Origin of the sequence: Clostridium oryzae (genome assembly GCF_002029235.1) — a bacterium.
Classification (GTDB): Bacteria; Bacillota; Clostridia; order Clostridiales; family Clostridiaceae; genus Clostridium_AE; species Clostridium_AE oryzae.
The window spans coordinates 36,476-54,728 of the sequence record NZ_MZGV01000022.1 but is presented as its reverse complement, the minus strand read 5'-3'; the positions used below and the strand labels follow the sequence as shown (position 1 = coordinate 54,728).

The following is an 18,253-nucleotide window of genomic DNA, read 5'->3' as shown; positions in this document are numbered from 1 at the left end:
GTAAGCAAGGTGAGACAAATATATGATTAAGAACATATTACTTCTTGAAGATGAACAAAGTGTAAATCGAGGTATTACATTTACATTGAATAAAGAAGGCTATCAGGTTTTTTCGTGTTTTAATATACGGCAGGCAGAAGAAGTATTTCGAGATAATTATATTCAGCTTATGATATGTGACATTACATTGCAGGATGGAAACAGTCTAGATTGGATAAGATGTATAAGGAAGAAGAGTAAAACAGTTCACGTTATTTGTCTTACCGCATTAGACCAGGAAATGGATCAGGTAATGGGGTATGAAGCAGGTGCAGACGATTATATCACAAAACCATTTAGCTTAGCAGTCTTATCTTTGAAGGTACAAGCTTATTTTAAAAAGTTGAATAAAGAGAATGTTAATTTTATAAAATCAGAAAGCATAAAGTTTTCATTAATGGATATGAAAGTATATATTGAGGATAAAGTAGTCTCGTTGACAAAAAATGAATGGAGAATGTTGCAGATATTTATGGAACATCCAAAACAAATATTATCAAAGAAACAGTTATTAGAAAAGCTATTTGATATAGATGGAAATTTTGTGGATGAAAATACAGTAGCCGTAAATGTAAGACGATTACGTGAAAAAATTGAAAAAAACCCCGCAACTCCAGAAATAATTAAAAATATTAGGGGAATCGGGTATGTATGGGATAAGGAATGTATGAAGGAATGAGTAGGTATGACAGCAAGAAATCAAGCAGAATAATACTTATAGGGTGTTTCGTTTTGTTAATTGGGATTTTAGATACAGTCTTGGTGAAAATACAATATGATAACTATCGAGAAAAAATTTCAATCATTTGTATGATGTTAAATGAAGAAAATACCATTGATAAAGCATCTAAGATTTTAAAAACAGGACAGATCAAGGACATTAGCAAAGGAAAAGAAATACTGTACCGATACGGTTATAAACTGCATAGTAAAAATGCTTTGTTCCATAAATTTGAATTGCAAAGTATGATGATTATATGTATTTCATTTATAATTCTCATAGCTTTATTCTTAGCTATTCTTATAATAAATTTGATAAATAAAAAGAGGATGCGTAAAGAAATTGAAATTATTGAAAAATTGATTTCGGACTATAAGCAGGGAATTGTAGATACACATAATGAAATCGTGACTCAATTTGATGATGAAAGTTTAAAAAAGCTATATTATGAAATTTCTTCTTTTGGTGATGCTTTAAGGCTTCTAAATGAACGTGAGATGATGGAGAAGGAATCTACCAAGTCATTAGTGTCAGATATTTCTCATCAGCTAAAAACCCCTGTAGCTGCCTTAAAGACAAGCTTTGAAATATTACAGCAGGATTTATCCGCAGAAGAAAAAACTGAATTTACAGAAAGGTGTAAAATTCAGATACTTGGGATTGAAAATTTATTAGGTGCACTTATTAACATTTCCAGAATGGAAGCGGGCATGATAGATATCATGCTCGATAATCAGTGTGTTTTTGATACGATTTTAGCTTCTATTAATAGAGTGTACGAAAAAGCAGAAGGGAAAAATATTGAGATAGAATTTGAAGCAGAGGAAGAATTGAAAGATCTGTACATTCCGCATGATAAGAAATGGTTATGTGAAGCGTTTATTAACATTTTCGAGAATGCGATTAAATATAGTTCTGAAAATAAGAACATTATCATTCGTATGCTCAAATTGGTTACGTTTCTGCGCATTGAAATCTGTGATGAAGGAATTGGAATTGCAAAAGAAGAATATAATCAGATTTTCAAACGGTTTTATCGAGGTAATTCACCTGCCGTAAAAAAGCAGCCAGGTTCAGGTATCGGACTATATTTGACTAGAGAAATTATCAGCAGACATCATGGTACGATTAGGGTGGAATCCGGAGAGAATAAAAAGGGATCTAAATTTATAATTCAACTGCCATGTCAGTAAAAAAATATGAGAAGTCTTACAGTTTTGTAAGGCTTTTTTGATATATTGAAAGCAAAATGAAAGAGACCTATTATATGTTATTATTATATTAATACGAGGAGTGAATGACATGGAGAATATAATAAGGACAGAAAATTTGTGTAAAACATATGGAAAAGGTGATAATCTTGTTAAGGCTATAAGCAATGTAAATCTGTCTATAAAGCATGGAGAATTTGTTACCATTATTGGAAAGTCCGGTTCTGGTAAAAGCACTCTTTTGCATATGCTTGGAGGTTTGGATACACCAACAGGGGGAAAGGTATATTTAAAAAATCAGGATTTATTTCAGTTGAAAGAGGATAAACTGGCTGTATTTAGAAGAAGAAAAATTGGATTTATTTTTCAATCTTATAATCTGGTATCATCTATAAATATATGGGAAAATATTGTTTTACCTATTGGATTAGATGGGAAACAGATTGATGAAGCTTTTATAAGGGACATTATTACAACATTAGGAATTGATAAAAAGCTGCATAATCTTCCGAATACCCTATCAGGCGGGCAGCAGCAGAGGGTGGCTATTGCAAGAGCATTAGCTACAAAACCAGATATCATTTTTGCAGATGAACCAACAGGAAATTTAGATTCTAAAACAAGTGATGAAGTGATAGCCTTACTTAAGATGTCTACACAGAAATATGGACAGACTTTAGTAATGATTACACACGATCCAGATATTGCTCAGATTGCAGATCGGACCATTACCATCGAGGATGGAAAGGTGGTAGGATAATTATGAAGTGTATTACAAATCTTGCGATTAGCAATGATAAGAAAAATAAGACACGAAGCATTTTAATTATTATTGCTATCATGTTATCTACAATGCTATTGACAGTAATTGGGGCGTTTTGCTATGGCTCGATAAAGTATAATCATGAAAATGCAGGACAACAATATGGAAGTTCTTATGGAGCCTTTGAAAATGTGACTGAAACGCAAATTCATGAAATGCAATTACGAAGTGAATTTACGGATATTGGATTAAGGTCATATGCGGGTAAAGTGAAAAGCAATAAAGATATTAAGCTTTATTGGGTAGATGATACAGCGAGAAGGCTTTCAAATTTAAGTCATTATCTTAGCCAGGGTACTTTCCCAAAGCAGGAAAATGAAATTACAGCACAAAAGGCTTTTTTTAAAGCAATGGGCTGTGAAAATCCACAACTAGGAGATGAAATAACGATTCAATGCCGTAACGATAACAGCAGTAAATATGTTAATCGTACTTTTGTCATTAGTGGAATATTAAAGGATACGACGAGCAGTATAGAACAAAAGGGTTATAACGTCTATGTTTCAAAAAGCTATTATAATAGCCGTATTTCAAAGAAATACAGATACTATTCTGCATATTTTAGATTAGATAAATCTGTTTCAATTACCAGTGATAATGCGGAAGAGGTATTAAAAAAACTTGCAGGCAAATGCGGAATTGCAGAAAAACAGGTAATTGCTAATACCTATTATCTGATTTGGGCATTAGATCCTGGCACAGATACGATAGCTGGAGGAATTTTGATAGCAGCTTGTATTGTAGTATTTTCTGTAATTGTTATTTACAATATATTTCAGATTGGAATAACACAAAAAATTCAGGAATATGGGAAAATTAAGGCAATTGGAGCAACAAAAAAGCAGCTGCGAGGAATAGTTATGCGTGAAGGTATGATAATGGCGATAGTTGGAATACCTCTAGGATTGCTATTGGGCTGTATCGTTGGAGTGTTCAGCTTTGACTGGATGATGCGTCAGACACAGAAAATTCAGCAGGGAGTGGAGACAATAAGTATATCAATTGTATCGATTCCTTTACTGCTTAGTGTTGCTGCGGTTTCGTTAATTACAACCTGGCTTGCATTACGCAAACCTATGAAAATTGTTTCAAAGATTTCGCCGGTAGAGGCGATACGCTATCAGGAGAAGAATTCAAAAATAAGTTATGTTAGAAAAGGCTATCATTCCATGGGTGCAAAAGAGATGACATTTGCAGCATTTTCAGTTAATAAAAAGAGAACGGTTATGACGGTTTGTACTATGGGCCTTTCCTGCGTGCTGTTTGTGATTATAGCAAATTTTGTGGGAAACATTGATAATGAGTATGATGCAAGGCGAAATGTAGAATATGGACAGATTAAGCTTAGTCTGGACTATTCACTCAATGATAAAGCTTACCCCCAAAACAATTTGGATGCTATTCTTCAAAAAAATCCATTGGGAAAAGATAATATTGAGCAGATTAAACAAATAAGTGGAGTTACGGATGTAAAAACAAGAAATATTCTAGCTATGAAGGTGGGAAAACGACTAAATTCAGTTATGGTACTGGATAAAGAAGGTTTTGAGAAATTGGCAGAAGAGGCAGCAGGAAGAGGAAATCTAGATTATGATACTGCGGTAAAGAATGATGCAATAATCTTCGGATGGTCCCGTTTTATAGAGGATGAGGGTTATTCTCTTAATAAAAATATCAAGGCTGTTTTGCATGGAGAGAAAAAAGCTGCAGAATATCAAGGAGCATTACAAGGCGCTTTTGGAAGTTGCGATGCAGATTGGGCAATTACAGATAAGACTTCCCAAAAACTCGGATTAGGCGATAGTAATATTGGTATTGTATGGGTGAATTGTGACAAAGACCAGGTTGCTGCAGTGAAAGAGAAATTAAAAAAATTGTTTGCAGATAATGAGCATATTGATATTGAGACCTATCAAGATGCATTAAGTGTTTCTAAGACTTCTACGAGATTCTTGCAGCTGGCTTGTTATACGATACTTGCAATTATGGGGATAATTGGTTTTATGAATATGGCCAATACAATGATTATAAGTATTATTACAAGAAAGCGGGAATTTGGAGTGTTACAGGCCATTGGAATGACAAATAAGCAATTAAATTATATGCTTCAAATGGAAGGAATCATTTTTACAGTTGGTACTGTACTGGTAGCAGTTATAGTAGGAATTCCTATTGGATATAGAGTCTTCAGATATGGCAGAAGTCATGGATGGATAGGACTTTATATATATCATTTACCTTGGGTAGAAATTTTGGTTATGGTACTGGTTTTGTCAGTAATGCAAATTATCCTATCTTCAATATTAAGCACAAATGTACGTAAAGAATCATTAGTAGAGAGAATTAGGTATCAGGAGTAAATAAAAACAGCTACTTTGAATGATGAACGTACGCAACTGATAATAGGTATGATATGTATATAAAAAGAATATAGTATCATGTTAATAAAATAAATTGGGGGCTGAGTTCTATGTGGTATTACGAAAGTGTATTTTATCAGATATATCCATTGGGGTTTTGCGGTGCGCCTTTTGAAAATGACGGAATTAAGATGTCTAGAATTCTGAAGGTAAAAGATTGGATACCTCACATTAATAGGTTAGGTGCGAATGCTGTTTATTTTTCACCAGTGTTTGAAGCTGATACGCATGGATATAACACAAGAGATTTTAATAAAATTGACTGCAGGTTAGGCAGTAATGCTGATTTTTCTGATGTATGTCAAGCCTTGCATGTTTCTGGTATAAAAGTGGTTATAGATGGTGTATTTAATCATGTAGGAAGAGGTTTTTGGGCTTTTCAGGATGTTTTAAAAAATCGTGAGAAATCTCAATATAAAGATTGGTTTCAGCGAATTGATTTTAATGGAAATTCTAATTACAATGATGGTCTGTGGTATGAAGGCTGGGAAGGAAACTATGATTTAGTAAAACTTAATCTTCGCAATGAAGCTGTAATTCAGCATATTCTTGAAGCTATAAAAAACTGGGTGAAGGAATTTGATATAGATGGTCTACGTCTTGATGTATGCTATAGTTTAGATCGTGAATTTTTAAAGCAGCTGCGTAGTTTTTGTAATAGCATAAAGCCAGATTTTCTTTTACTTGGGGAATTGATGTTTGGTGACTATAATCAATTTGTTAATGATGAAATGTGTCACAGCGCTACAAACTATGAGTGCTATAAAGGCTTGTTTTCAAGTTTTAACAGCATGAATATGTTTGAGATTATACACTCGCTGCTTCGGCAGTTTGGACCGGAACATTGGACTTTATATAAGGGAAAGCATCTGCTTAGTTTTGTGGATAATCACGATGTTACAAGGATTGCAAGCAATCTTACAAATAAGGCGCATTTGCCGCTAATATATGCACTTGCCTTTGGAATGCCGGGTGTTCCCTGCGTTTATTATGGCAGTGAATGGGGAGCAACGGGTTCGAAAATCAAAGGTGATGCTGCACTTAGAGCCTGTTTCGATGTTCCGATAGAAAATGAATTGACAGAATGGATAAGCAAACTCAGTCAGGCTAAGAAAAACAGCGATGCTTTATGTTATGGCGAGTTTCGGTCTATAGTTCTTACAAATAAACAATGCATATTTGAACGAAAAACGGGCAAAGAACGGGTGTTAGTGGCTATTAATGCTGATAATAATCCTTATATTGCCAATTTTAATGCAGCCTGTGGAAAAGCAGTTGATTTAATTACTGGTGCAGACCATTATTTTGGCGGCGGAAGTGAATTGCTGCCTTACAGTGCATATTTTTGGAAATGTGAATAAAAAAATCGAGAAATCGAAGAATAGATATATGTCTACTTATTTATAAGTTAAAATTTGCAGAACAAAGGAGGATTGAATGAAAAATAATTATATGTATAAATTTATAAATATATTAATTTGCACGTGTTTATTAGTAGCAGGTATTACTTATGATGTCAGTGCGAAGCCTAAACATAGGAAAGCATATAACAAGAGAATAATTCTTATTGATGCAGGACATGGAGGTATAGATGGAGGAGCTTCTGGAGAGGATGGAATCCTGGAAAAGGATATCAACCTTGTAATTGCTAAAGAGCTGAAAGATATTCTGAAAAAGGATGGATTCTATATTATAATGACAAGGGAAGACGATAGGGGTATATATACTCAGGATGGCAGAATAAGAAAAAAGAAAATAGAAGATTTAGTTAATAGACACAGCCTTATAGAAAACTCTGAATGTAATATGTTTATAAGTATTCATCTTAATAGTTTTCCACAAAAACAATATCATGGCGCACAAGTATGGTATGCTGCTAATGACAAAAGCAGATCTTTTGGAGAGATGGTACAGAAACAATTGAGAGATGATATTGATAAAGAAAACAAGAGAGAGGCTAAAAATGCAAAGGAAAGCTATCTGATATTAAAGAATCCTCAGGATATACCAGAGGTTATCATAGAAGCTGGATTTATGTCAAATTACGAAGAATGCAAAAAATTAGAAAATAGCGAGTATCAAAAGCAAATTGCAAAAAGTATAAGTGAGGCTGTCATAAAATATTTTAGTACTAGTGGAGCATAATTCAATCATTATCGCATATTATGATTTATATGTTAAAGAAACGATATATTACCCGGGTAATATATCGTTTCTTATCATATAGTACAATATATCAGATATTTTATGATATAATTGTATAAATATATAATGAACTAGATTAATTAAAAATGAGGAATTATAGTTCATATTTTTGTTTGTTTTCCCAATTTATAAAAGGAGGGTGTTTACATTTTGAAAGAGATAAATGTAAATGAAATTATTGAAAAAATAAAGAACTTATGCATAGACTCTAACTACTACATATCATCAGATATAAAAGAGGCACTGGATAGAAATCTGTCACTTGAAAAGAATGATTTAGCAAAGAACGTCTTAGCAAAGATTGTGGAAAACTCTCAAGTGGCTAGTAATGAAAGGATACCTATGTGTCAGGATACAGGTATGGCTTGCATATTTGTTGAAATCGGCCAGGAGGTTCATATAGTTGGAGGATCGCTGGAAGAGGCTATAAATGAGGGCGTTAGAAGAGGGTACCAAGAAGGATATCTTAGAAAATCTGTTGTGGCTGATCCTTTAGACAGGGTAAATACTAAGGATAATACTCCTGCAGTAATTAACTATGAGATTGTTCCTGGAGATAGCTTAAAAATAACAGTAGCTCCTAAAGGTTTCGGCTCTGAAAATATGAGCCAGATTAAAATGCTCAAACCATCTGAGGGCATAGATGGAGTTAAGAATTTCATATTAAATGTTGTTAAGGAGGCCGGTGCAAATCCATGTCCTCCAATCGTAGTAGGTGTAGGTATTGGAGGAACCTTTGACAGAGCTGCACTGTTAGCTAAAAAAGCGCTTATTAGGCCTATAAATATTAGAAATAATAATGAGTATTACAGTAAGCTGGAAGATGAGATGCTGTTGAAGATCAATGAACTGGATATTGGACCACAAGGATTTGGCGGAAATACTACTGCTCTAGCAGTTAATATTGAAACATATCCCACTCACATAGCGGGTTTACCTGTAGCGGTAAACATAAATTGCCATGCTACAAGGCATAAGAGCATAACACTATAATAAAGGAGTAATGTACAATGGAAATTAATATAAACACTCCCTTGAGTGAGGATGTAATAGAAAGTTTAAAAGTTGGTGATAGCGTTTTGATAACTGGCACTATATATTCTGCTAGAGATGCTGCACATAAAAGATTGGTAGAGCTTATTAAAAATGGTAAAGAGCTGCCTTTAGAAGTGAAGGGCTCTGTAATCTATTATATGGGTCCATCCCCGGCTAAACCAGGACAGGTAATTGGATCAGCAGGGCCTACTACCAGTGGAAGAATGGATGCATATGCTCCATATCTTATGGATTTAGGTTTAAAAGGCATGATTGGCAAAGGGTTTAGAAATGAGGGTGTTATTAATTCTATGAAGAAAAATAAGGCGGTGTATTTTGCAGCTATAGGCGGAGCTGGAGCTCTCATTGCTAAATCAATTAAAAGCGCCGAGGTAATAGCTTATGAAGATTTAGGCGCAGAAGCAATTATGAAATTATACGTGGAAAAGTTTCCAGCTATAGTTGCCATAGATTGCAGAGGTAAGTCGATTTATAAGCGTTCATAATGTTTTTTTGTATAATTAGGATAAAAATATATAAAATAGGTGGAAAATAGGTAAAAAACTGTTATAATATTATTATAAATTATATTTGATATTTTATTAAACAGGTAGGTAACCTTTATGATAACTTATTTTCAAGAAAGAAACATCATGATTGAAGAGCTGGTTGACATAAGTGATTATTCTAAAGGCAAGAATTGCTCAGTTATTATAAGTCTAAGTGTATATTATCCTACTGCTGATAGAGATAATCTCTTAACTAAAAAGTACGTTAATGAAATGACTAAGATACTACAAAATGTACTCGATGATAAATTGCTGTGGCAGGTCTTCAAGGATTCTAATCATGGTCCGATGATTTTTATGGGACTCGATGATGATGCTATATCTCTAAAGAAGCTAATGGCATATTTTGAAGACAATCATGTTTTGGGAAAGTGGATGGTTATTGAAGTATTTGATAACATAAACCACATTATAATTACTAGGATGATGGCTGGCATATCTGAAAGAAAGTGTGTAATCTGCGGGGACAGTTTAAAAAAGTGCTCGCAAGGGGAGAAGCATTCTGTTTTCGATATAATAAGAGAAATAAATAGATCGTATGTTGAATATAAAGAAGGAATAGAATTATTTTAAGAGTATTTGTTTAAGATTGATAAACAAATACTCTTTTTAATGTGACTATTCATAAGTTATGTACGTATATATGATATATTAATTCTGGAAATCCTGTTTTATACAAAGGGGTTGATTTTGTGGATGAAGATTTAAAACTTATAAAGCAGGTTCTAAATGGAAATATAGATAGTTTTAATATTATAGTGAATAAATATGAAATGATAATTCTAAGATATATTTATAATATTTTAAACAGTAAAGAGGCAGCTGAAGATATAACTCAAGAGGTTTTGATAACTATTTATAACAAATTATATCTATATAACTCAAATTATAAGTTTATAAATTGGATACTTCAGATAGCCAAAAATAAATCCATAGACTATATAAGAAAGTATAAACGGGTTTATGAAGCTAATATAGACGATATTAAGGAAACCTGCAGTAAAGAAATGTCTCCTGAAGAGAGTGCGGAATATGATGATACTAAAAGAACTATAAAAAAATTTATAAATACTCTAAACCCAGTGGATAAGCAAATAATAGTTTTAAGATATACACAGCAGCTAACCTTTGAAGATATAGCTGAGATTCTGAATATAAGTACATCATCAGCTAAGAGACGTTATTATAGGGTAAGAGATAAATATAAAGAGTATTCCAGTGTTGCGGAAGAGGGGTGTAAGATATGAAATGTAAAATATTTAGAGATAAGTTACAAGAATATATAGATAGAAGCTTATCCTCAGATATGAATAAAGCTATGAACAATCATCTTATGGAATGTGCTGATTGTAAAAAGCTCTATGATGAAGAACTCGAAATAGAAAAACTTTTCAAATCCGCATTGGAAACAGATAATATTAATTTCAATAGTTCAAGACAGCAGGTTATAAAAAGTATAGACAAGAATTTATATGGAAAGAGTGTTATAAAGAAATTAAAGTTTACTGTAATTAGAAATAGAGCTCAAGTTATTGCAGCTGGCTTGATTTTAGCAGTGGCCGCTACTGGGACCTATGCAGTGTTTAACATTAAAAGCAGCAATAGGTATGCTACCAACAGCAAGTCAGAATATAAGGTCTCTAATAAAGGATCTAAGTTACAATCTCGTTATAAGACTATGCAGAAGGAGACTATAACCACTACAGATACAAAACAAAAGAATACTTATACTAAAGTATCATTAGATAATTCCATATATGATGATCAATCTCAGTATGCAAAATTGAATTTAACTGACAATGCTTATGTGGCTATGTTTAGGAAAGGAACTGTAAAGAAGGATACATCTGACGGTACTCGGTGGGAAAAATCGCCTAATGGTGTCTTACAGTTTTCACTGCGTGGAAAAGGGGAAAATGGTCATGAGGAAGGCGAAGGGTATCTATTATTCAAAAACAGGGAAAATAAAATGTGGAAGATATATATAGCTGACAATAAAAAACAGTACAGCCCTTTGTCTGTTGAGTGGTTTGATAATAGTAATGTATTAGCTACCGTTGGACTTGGATATGGAACTGTTGTTGTTGGAGGAGACCTATATATGATAAATGTGAATGATGGTAAGGCAGTAAATGTCTATAATTTATATACATCTACTAATGGTAAGAAGCAGATAGCTCGAATAAGTAAAGAGGATAATACCCTGAAGCTGAAGCTAAGAGAATATACAGATGATGCTTTAGATAATCATAAAGAAGAATCTATAAAATTATATTTTAATGAATCTGGGGCGGACACTACAATCAAAGCAAAACCGCAAGATGCTTGGCAGAAGTCGTTAGATAAATTAGCGGAGTATGTAGATGATGATAATTTTAATAATATTTCTGAACTTTTCGATACTGGGGCTGATGAAAGCGGAAAACAAAAAATTTTAAATGATATGAGTAAAGCAAAAAAAGTTACTATTAATAAATATATAGATGTAACGCCTTCGGTTAATTTGGAAAATTTAAAAGACACCTATCCTTATATAAGACAATATATAGTAGATATGACTGCAGATATGGAAAGTGACGGTGAAATAATAAAGAATGGCAGAAATTATCTATGTGTTACATTAGTTTCTAAGGATTCTTCAAGCATACCATTAATATATAATATCGGAGGGTTGTCTCACAATTAATGAATAGTTAAATTTCATTTATGGATATCTTATTAATTAAGTAAAGAAATAAAGAGGTTGTTCGCCTCTTTATTTTTTATTTATAACAAGTTATTATAAAATTATCAGAATAGACGAATGTAGATATATAAAAGCACTAATAATATACGAAGGATTTTAGGTGAATAGATGGATAGAAGTCGTAAATTATATAAAAAAGCAGTAGATAAATACAGCTCAGGGTATATAGATGATGCACTGGACTTATGTGAAAAAAGTATTTCCTTTAATTTAAAAAATGCAGCAGCAATAAATCTAAAGGGCCTTCTTTACTATTTTATGGGTGATGAAAAATCAGCGAGAAGCCTGTGGAAAATGAACAAGGATTATAACAAAGATGAAACAGCAAGAGTGTATCTAAATAATCTTGAAATAGATGCCAAAAACCTCGAAAAATACATAAATGCAACTAAGCTATTAAAAGAACTAAAAGTTTCTCAAGCGTTAGAAAACTTATTGGAATGTGGGAAAAGTGATTTTAACTGTATAAATGTGTATAATTCCATAGCCTCTTGTTATATATATCAAGGTAAATATGAACTTGCTGCGGAATATATAGACAAAGTAAGGAAGATAGATAAAAATAATCAATATGCTAAAAACAATATAAAAGCATTAAAAGGATACAGTAAAACATCAGAGTTTTCTGTAAAGCTCAGAATTGCTGCAGGTGTTATTGTTATAGTAGTTTTGATAGCAGGAGGATTGCTTACAGTAAGAATGCTGCACTTAGGCAGAAATGTGAATCCTGAAAGTTCATTTTCAGGTTCCGCGGTGACAAAGGATACCAGTGTAAAAAAGATAAATAAGAGGGATGACATAAAAACTAATAAAAAGAAGCAAAATAGACATGAAGCTGTCAAGAAAATAGAGAAAAGTAAAAAGGAAGAAGATACACAAGAAAAGTTTCCTACAGATAAGTTAAAACAATATATCAAACATAAGGATAGCAGTAAGATTTATGAAATAATTGGAAAATTTAAATTTAATAGTCTCAGTGACAATGATAAGGTCATTTATAACAGAGCTATAAATTATATGAAAAGAAATGGAGTAGTGGATTTTTACAGCAAGGGTGCAGACTTTCATAAAGATAAGAAATATCATAAGGCTATTGCTGCTTACGAAGTTTCTAAAATATATGGACGTTCACATTATTTGTATCCAAGTATTTTATTTATGCTTGGTGATTGCTACGAGAATACAGACGATTTTACAAGTGCAATAAAGTGTTTTAAAGAGTATTTGTCTGGAAAGCACGAAGGTGGATATGAGGCTCAGGTATTATATAAATTGTCGGTTATATATAGGGATATTGACCTAAAGCAGTCAAAAATGTATGCGGCTAAATTAAGACAAACATATAGTGATTCAATCTATAATAACTCTGTTATAGATAAGATACTTAATAAATAACAAATACATCTGGATATGGAAGTGAATATTTATGATAGTTATTAAGAATGGCGAAGTGTATTCACCGGAGCGTATCGGTAAAAAGAATATCGTGTTAGAAGGCACAAGGATAGAAGGTATATATGATGAAATCAATGTTCCTAACGATTTTATTAATATAGATATGATTGATGCTGAAGATAAATTGATTTTGCCGGGATTTATAGACAGCCATGTTCACATAACTGGAGGTGGAGGAGAAGATGGTTTTAGCAGCAGGACTCCGGAAATACAGTTGTCTACAATAATTAAAGCAGGTATCACTACAATAGTCGGCTGTTTAGGAGCGGATTCAGTATGTAGAAATATGACAGACTTATTAGCTAAAGCATATGCTTTGGAGGAAGAGGGAGTAACCACATATATATATACAGGTTCCTATGAAGTACCAGTTAAGTCACTTACCGACTCATTAGATAAGGATATCATTTTAATTGAAAAGATTATTGGTGCTGGGGAGATTGCTGTAGCAGACAATAGATCGTCACAACCTACTTATGATGAGTTTGTTAGAACTGTGGCCAAATCAAGAGTTGCTGGACTTATTAGCGGAAAGGCAGGCGTAGTGAATGTACATGTAGGGAACAGTAAGGAGGGAATAGAGTATATATTTAATATGATAAGGAATACTGATATTCCAATAACCCAGATTATCCCTACACATATGAATAGATCGAAACGTTTGTTGATGTCTGGTGTAGAACTTGGTAAACTTGATGGAATAATAGATCTTACTACGAGCTGCGATAAAGATTGCATGGCAGATGATGAATTGACAGCAAGTGAGGCACTTAAAATGCTATTAGATAATGATGTAAATATAGAAAACATACAATTTACCTCTGATGCTCAAGGAAGCCTTCCAGCCTTTGATGAGAAGGGGAGGCTTATTAAAACGAGTATTGGAAGTGTAGAATCGCTCTACGATGAAGTCAGAAATGCAATATCAAATCAAGGTATAAAATTAGAAGAAGCAATAAAGGTTATTACAAGCAATGTAGCAGAACATTTGAAGTTTAAGAAAAAAGGAAGATTAGCAAAAGATTATGATGCTGATTTAGTAATTATAGATAAGAACAGTATGGAAATTACAGATGTAATAGCTAAAGGTAAGGTAGCTATGAGAAATGGAAAAGTACTAATGAAGGGTACCTATGAAAATAAATAATTATTATTGACATTAGTATTGGATAAAGAATATAATCTTAATATACCCTTATGGGGTATAAAATGAGTAGGAGGAATTAAGATGAAAGAATTATTAGAGAATGATTTTACTGAAGAGATTGAAAATTATGATGGGGTAGCACTAGTAGATTTTTGGGCTCCTTGGTGCGGACCGTGTAAAATGATAGGACCTATTGTAGAACAACTTAGTGAGGAATTAGGGGATAAAATTAAGTTCAGTAAGCTAAATGTAGACGATAATGAAGCTATAGCAAGAAAATATAAAGTTATGAGCATCCCAACTATTATGGTATTTAAGGGCGGAGAAGTTGCTGATACTCTTGTTGGGTTTAGACCAAAGCAGGAACTTGAAACAATTCTGAAGAAATATGTATAGGAATACCCTGTATTATTAACTAGGGGGTATATTTTTGGAAGATAGATTTGATATAGCAATAATAGGAAGCGGACCAGCAGGGTTATCAGCTGCTATAAATGCTAAGATAAGAAACAAAAAAATAATAGTCTTTGGAAGTAGAGATCTGAGTAATAAATTATTAAAGGCTCCCAAAATAAATAACTATTTAGGATTCTATGATATATCAGGAGTAGAGCTTAAAGAGAAGTTCAAACAACATATAGACCACTTAGGAATAGAAATTACTTATGAACGCATTAACAACGTATATGCTATGGGAGATTATTTTGCTCTTATGGTAAATGATAAGATGTATGAAGCTACTGCTTTAGTGTTGGCAACTGGTATGGAATCATCAAAACTCCTAAAAGGAGAAGAAGAGTTCCTAGGTAAGGGAGTCGGGTACTGTGCTACCTGTGATGCTCCACTGTATAAAGGCAAGGTTGTTACAATAATAGGGTATAACAGAGAAGCTGAAGAAGAAGCTAATTATGTTAACGAACTTGCAGGCAAACTTTATTATATTCCAATGTATAGAAAAGATATGAAACTTGACCAGAATATCGAAATTGTAAATGACATACCTGTAGAAGTAGTGGGCGAAGATCATGTACAAAGTTTGAAGACGAAGAAGGGTGAATTAACTACTGATGCGATATTTGTTCTTAAAGACAGCATTTCACCAGCGCAGCTGGTACCAGGGCTTGCTATAGAAAATGAGCATATTAAAGTTGATAGAAATATGTCTACTAATTTAAAAGGATGCTTTGCAGCAGGAGATTGTGTTGGCAGGCCATATCAGTATATTAAAGCGGCTGGTGAAGGACTTATAGCAGGACAAAGTGCAGTTGCTTATGTTGATTCTCAAAAAAATAAATGATAGCTGAGAAGCCTCAGCTATCATTTATTTTTTTACTACGAAAAACACATGGTTACCTATGGATTTCATGTCTGCTTTTTTTACTTTAAGCATCCACTTTGAAGTGGCTATTTTTGGATTGTAATAGAAGACTGCATTTTTAGTTGGATCTTTGCCCTCCAATGCTGAATATACAGCTAAATAACATTCTTTAGTAGGGTGTACTTTTATTCTGCCGTTAACTACACAGGAAAAAGCTCCTTTTTGTTTAATAACACCTTCAACAGTTTTGGGAAAGTGTGGGTCCAACAGTCTATTTATTATTACAGATGCTACAGCCACTTTACCAGCATAGGGCTCAGAACGACTTTCTGCATAAACTATTTGAGCCATAAGCTTTATGTCATATACTGTTATTTTTATTGGCTGATTCTTATTGTTAAATACTTCAACTACAGATTTCTTTTCTTTATATAGTGTCTCAGCTTTTGACGAAAATTCAATAGCATATACAATAGTCTCACCTAAAAAACATACGAAGGTGAAACATAAAACAAGAGTAAATAAAAATTTCTTCATTAAAATCCTCCTTTGCCTGCGAAGTTAGCTGACGGGTTAGGAAAAGGTGTAACCTGCACTACTTATAGTAATGCTTCACCCCATTTTTGGATCCTCCGCATTTTAAAGCTATGGGAACCAAAGTTTTTGGTTCCCTATATCGAGCAATTAAAATTTAGGCTAGCGAAAACACAATAATGATAAAATATGGTTAATCATATACAGCAGTTAGTTTTACCGAAAAATGCTTTATTATACATGGCAAAAAAAATTTTTATTTTTTAGGAAAGTATAGATTTTTGCATATAGAGAAGTAAAATTAGAAATTGTGAATGAGAAAAGAGTAGAGAGAAGAGAGTAAAGAGAAAAGTGAAGGTGGGAATTAAATAAAAAAAACGGTACAGTGTGTTTACGAAGAAGTTAAAAAGAGACAGTAATATATTTTGAAGTTAGTGAATTAAGATAAAAAGGGAATAGAATTAATAAAATAAAAGTATTATGTAAAAATTAAGAGCTAGGGCATAGGAAATGTTTACAGTCGGGGTTATCTAAGCACGCTCATTATCATTCGCAGATAGCCCGTTAAAGGCCATTTAGGCCTTTAACCAACGGACATATAGAGTGAATTTAGCAATTGTCAGCAAATTTTATGCAAATTTTCGTTAAGATTTGGGCAGTGTTTGAGGAGTAGCCGAGTTAAGAGCTATATTAAGGTCTTAAGAAGATATTCTACGCATTTGAAAAAGATGTAATTAAAGTATACGAAGTAATGTGAAGGTGGTTTTGGATAAAATATCGCTTTTTTAGTTGTTAAGAAAAAAATTGAAAGAATTAATATAGAAAATAATATTTTATAAATACATAGAGTCAGCTGAAGGGGTGAGTGACCGTAGAAGGCATTTTTCAGCCGACGGAGGTCACTCACCCCTTATTTTATTTTATTGTGAATAAGAATTCTTTAAGTTGGTATACTCTTTAATAAAATTACTATATTTTTCATCTATATCCATGTAATTATTTTTTGATGTAAAGTATATATCAGAAATTTGTTTTTTACTTAGCTTTTTATTATTGTTTTCAGTTCTGCTTTTTTCATCCTTCACTGCAAATATAAAATTGTCTATGTAATTATCATAGCTATCGAATATGTCAACTAAAGATTTTTGAACTTTTGCACAATTGTCTGGAACAGATATATTCAGAAACTGTTTTTCTAATTCGTCGCATTGTTCTTTATAATCACTTGCAGTTTTAATTAAACCATTAAAATTGCTGCTACTCCTCGCATCAGCGAGTTGGATGGAAAAGTTGGTTTTGTACTTAATAAATTTTGATATTATTTTATCTGTACTTGCTGTAAAGTCGGATACCTTAGATGAGATTATGTCAGAATCATTTTTTATTTTAACAAGCTGATTAGCATAATATTCAAAGGCTTTTAGAAAATCTGATGAGTCCTCTAAAAGAGAAATACTTGTGCCACCAAGGTTATATTGAGAATATCTATTTTCTGTAGTGTCTTCTGCTTTAGTGAAAGATTTCACAGCTTTGCTTATATCGGCGCTGTTAGGATTCTCTAGTATAGCTATAATCTGTCTATACATCAATATATTACTATCAATGCCTTCTGAAAATAATTTGTGTGTAACTTTAAATTCATCCGTAGAAGAAATTTTATCAAATTTATCCCTAGTGTTTTCCAAAGAAGAAATGATTTTAGGTAACTCCTTTTTTGCAAGCTTAGTTTTTATAGAATTACCATCTGTTAGATTGCTTGTCCGTTTATTTTCACTGTTTATAGAAGATAATATGTCTTTCATATCATTTTCATAAGAATTTTGTACAGTGTCTATAAATAAATAATATGTAGAGAAAAATATTAATATAGAAAGTGCAGTGATAGAAAAAATTACGAGTATGGATTTTAGGAACCCATTCATTTTTTTCTTTTCTTTACTTTCTTTAGCAGATTTATTTTTACCAGTTGCTCTCACAGCTGTTCACCATCCTTTAATAGTAGATATGTATGGTACAAATATATTCTATCA

The 18,253-nt window shown here is 32.7% G+C and carries 17 protein-coding genes and 1 riboswitch; of the genes, 15 read left to right on the top strand and 2 right to left on the bottom strand.

Features of this window, described 5'->3' with window-relative positions:
- The first annotated feature begins 25 nt into the window (after positions 1 to 25).
- The 15 genes from CLORY_RS11490 (at position 26) to CLORY_RS11420 (ending at position 15,668) form a co-directional block, all read left to right on the top strand.
- A complete protein-coding gene (locus tag CLORY_RS11490) occupies positions 26 to 718 on the top strand; it encodes a response regulator transcription factor (RefSeq protein ID WP_139376023.1) in 693 nt (230 codons plus the stop codon).
- Positions 703 to 1,953: a sensor histidine kinase gene (locus tag CLORY_RS11485; RefSeq protein ID WP_079424475.1), complete on the top strand. Its 1,251-nt coding sequence runs from the start codon at positions 703 to 705 to the stop codon at positions 1,951 to 1,953. Before CLORY_RS11490 ends, CLORY_RS11485 begins: the two co-directional genes overlap by 16 nt.
- A gap of 109 nt (positions 1,954 to 2,062) precedes the next feature.
- On the top strand, positions 2,063 to 2,731 hold the full coding sequence (locus CLORY_RS11480; RefSeq protein WP_079424473.1) for an ABC transporter ATP-binding protein: 669 nt from the start codon (positions 2,063 to 2,065) through the stop codon (positions 2,729 to 2,731).
- A gap of 2 nt (positions 2,732 to 2,733) precedes the next feature.
- The gene (locus tag CLORY_RS11475; RefSeq protein ID WP_079424471.1) at positions 2,734 to 5,154 is read left to right on the top strand and encodes an ABC transporter permease; all 2,421 of its coding nucleotides are present in this window, start codon (positions 2,734 to 2,736) and stop codon (positions 5,152 to 5,154) included.
- Positions 5,155 to 5,264: 110 nt separating this feature from the next.
- Entirely contained in the window at positions 5,265 to 6,575 is a 1,311-nt protein-coding gene (locus tag CLORY_RS11470; RefSeq protein WP_079424469.1) for an alpha-amylase family glycosyl hydrolase, read from the top strand.
- A gap of 76 nt (positions 6,576 to 6,651) precedes the next feature.
- On the top strand, positions 6,652 to 7,359 hold the full coding sequence (cwlD, locus tag CLORY_RS11465) for an N-acetylmuramoyl-L-alanine amidase CwlD (RefSeq protein WP_079424466.1): 708 nt from the start codon (positions 6,652 to 6,654) through the stop codon (positions 7,357 to 7,359).
- 210 nt (positions 7,360 to 7,569) lie between these two features.
- On the top strand, positions 7,570 to 8,412 hold the full coding sequence (locus tag CLORY_RS11460; protein WP_079424464.1) for a fumarate hydratase: 843 nt from the start codon (positions 7,570 to 7,572) through the stop codon (positions 8,410 to 8,412).
- Positions 8,413 to 8,429: 17 nt separating this feature from the next.
- On the top strand, positions 8,430 to 8,960 hold the full coding sequence (locus CLORY_RS11455; RefSeq protein ID WP_079424462.1) for a Fe-S-containing hydro-lyase: 531 nt from the start codon (positions 8,430 to 8,432) through the stop codon (positions 8,958 to 8,960).
- Between the two features lie 117 nt (positions 8,961 to 9,077).
- Positions 9,078 to 9,596 (top strand): citrate lyase holo-[acyl-carrier protein] synthase, encoded by a 519-nt coding sequence (locus tag CLORY_RS11450; RefSeq protein WP_079424459.1) that lies wholly within the window; start codon positions 9,078 to 9,080, stop codon positions 9,594 to 9,596.
- Positions 9,597 to 9,715: 119 nt separating this feature from the next.
- Positions 9,716 to 10,270: an RNA polymerase sigma factor gene (locus tag CLORY_RS11445; protein WP_079424456.1), complete on the top strand. Its 555-nt coding sequence runs from the start codon at positions 9,716 to 9,718 to the stop codon at positions 10,268 to 10,270.
- On the top strand, positions 10,267 to 11,709 hold the full coding sequence (locus CLORY_RS11440; RefSeq protein WP_079424454.1) for a DUF4652 domain-containing protein: 1,443 nt from the start codon (positions 10,267 to 10,269) through the stop codon (positions 11,707 to 11,709). The genes CLORY_RS11445 and CLORY_RS11440 overlap by 4 nt, the downstream gene beginning before the upstream one ends.
- Positions 11,710 to 11,877: 168 nt before the next feature.
- Entirely contained in the window at positions 11,878 to 13,164 is a 1,287-nt protein-coding gene (locus CLORY_RS11435; RefSeq protein ID WP_079424451.1) for a tetratricopeptide repeat protein, read from the top strand.
- A gap of 31 nt (positions 13,165 to 13,195) precedes the next feature.
- Positions 13,196 to 14,371, top strand: a complete 1,176-nt coding sequence (iadA, locus tag CLORY_RS11430) for a beta-aspartyl-peptidase (RefSeq protein ID WP_079424448.1) — start codon at positions 13,196 to 13,198, stop codon at positions 14,369 to 14,371.
- A gap of 81 nt (positions 14,372 to 14,452) precedes the next feature.
- The gene (gene trxA, locus CLORY_RS11425; RefSeq protein ID WP_079424446.1) at positions 14,453 to 14,767 is read left to right on the top strand and encodes a thioredoxin; all 315 of its coding nucleotides are present in this window, start codon (positions 14,453 to 14,455) and stop codon (positions 14,765 to 14,767) included.
- A 34-nt stretch (positions 14,768 to 14,801) separates the two neighbouring features.
- Positions 14,802 to 15,668 (top strand): NAD(P)/FAD-dependent oxidoreductase, encoded by an 867-nt coding sequence (locus CLORY_RS11420; RefSeq protein WP_079424444.1) that lies wholly within the window; start codon positions 14,802 to 14,804, stop codon positions 15,666 to 15,668.
- Positions 15,669 to 15,692: 24 nt separating this feature from the next.
- On the opposite strand, the gene CLORY_RS11415 is transcribed toward CLORY_RS11420, so the two are convergent.
- Together CLORY_RS11415 and CLORY_RS11410 are read right to left on the bottom strand one after the other, a co-directional pair.
- Positions 15,693 to 16,226, bottom strand: a complete 534-nt coding sequence (locus CLORY_RS11415) for a cell wall hydrolase (RefSeq protein WP_079424441.1) — start codon at positions 16,224 to 16,226, stop codon at positions 15,693 to 15,695.
- Between the two features lie 2 nt (positions 16,227 to 16,228).
- A riboswitch (cyclic di-AMP (ydaO/yuaA leader) is annotated at positions 16,229 to 16,352 on the bottom strand.
- 791 nt (positions 16,353 to 17,143) lie between these two features.
- On the bottom strand, positions 17,144 to 18,199 hold the full coding sequence (locus tag CLORY_RS11410; protein WP_079424439.1) for a hypothetical protein: 1,056 nt from the start codon (positions 18,197 to 18,199) through the stop codon (positions 17,144 to 17,146).
- Positions 18,200 to 18,253 lie beyond the last annotated feature (54 nt).

Bases quoted from the DNA above. Each gene is read 5' to 3' on its own strand.
- CLORY_RS11485 (WP_079424475.1), top strand. From the start codon at position 703: ATGTATGAAGGAATGAGTAGGTATGACAGCAAGAAATCAAGCAGAATA.
- CLORY_RS11480 (WP_079424473.1), top strand. From the start codon at position 2,063: ATGGAGAATATAATAAGGACAGAAAATTTGTGTAAAACATATGGAAAA.
- CLORY_RS11475 (WP_079424471.1), top strand. From the start codon at position 2,734: ATGAAGTGTATTACAAATCTTGCGATTAGCAATGATAAGAAAAATAAG.
- CLORY_RS11470 (WP_079424469.1), top strand. From the start codon at position 5,265: ATGTGGTATTACGAAAGTGTATTTTATCAGATATATCCATTGGGGTTT.
- cwlD (WP_079424466.1), top strand. From the start codon at position 6,652: ATGAAAAATAATTATATGTATAAATTTATAAATATATTAATTTGCACG.
- CLORY_RS11455 (WP_079424462.1), top strand. From the start codon at position 8,430: ATGGAAATTAATATAAACACTCCCTTGAGTGAGGATGTAATAGAAAGT.
- CLORY_RS11450 (WP_079424459.1), top strand. From the start codon at position 9,078: ATGATAACTTATTTTCAAGAAAGAAACATCATGATTGAAGAGCTGGTT.
- CLORY_RS11440 (WP_079424454.1), top strand. From the start codon at position 10,267: ATGAAATGTAAAATATTTAGAGATAAGTTACAAGAATATATAGATAGA.
- CLORY_RS11435 (WP_079424451.1), top strand. From the start codon at position 11,878: ATGGATAGAAGTCGTAAATTATATAAAAAAGCAGTAGATAAATACAGC.
- iadA (WP_079424448.1), top strand. From the start codon at position 13,196: ATGATAGTTATTAAGAATGGCGAAGTGTATTCACCGGAGCGTATCGGT.
- trxA (WP_079424446.1), top strand. From the start codon at position 14,453: ATGAAAGAATTATTAGAGAATGATTTTACTGAAGAGATTGAAAATTAT.
- CLORY_RS11415 (WP_079424441.1), bottom strand. From the start codon at position 16,226: ATGAAGAAATTTTTATTTACTCTTGTTTTATGTTTCACCTTCGTATGT.